Origin of the sequence: Psychromonas aquatilis (assembly GCF_038155185.1) — a bacterium.
GTDB lineage: Bacteria > Pseudomonadota > Gammaproteobacteria > Enterobacterales > Psychromonadaceae > Psychromonas > Psychromonas aquatilis.
Window position 1 is genome coordinate 1 of the sequence record NZ_JBAKAZ010000378.1, and the last position, 216, is coordinate 216.

General features: G+C 42.6%; 1 protein-coding gene. It reads left to right on the forward strand.

Features of this window, described 5'->3' with window-relative positions; all coding sequences use genetic code 11:
* Positions 1-216: 2Fe-2S iron-sulfur cluster-binding protein (locus V6256_RS15875; RefSeq protein WP_341599173.1), on the forward strand; the 216-nt coding region annotated here is incomplete at both ends.

The following is a 216-nucleotide window of genomic DNA, read 5'->3' on the forward strand; positions in this document are numbered from 1 at the left end:
CATTAACGACAAAACCGAATCCAAGGCTGGTACAGTTGCACCCTGTCCTAAGTGCTTTGGTTGAGTGTCATGGCTCACAATGTGGCTTTTGTACTGCGGGTTTTATTATGAGCTTATTTGCTTTATATATGAGTCATAACAGTTATCCTGGAAGAGAGGGTGTCATCCAAGCTTTGGTCGTAAACCTTTGTCGTTGTACTGGTTACGAACCGATTT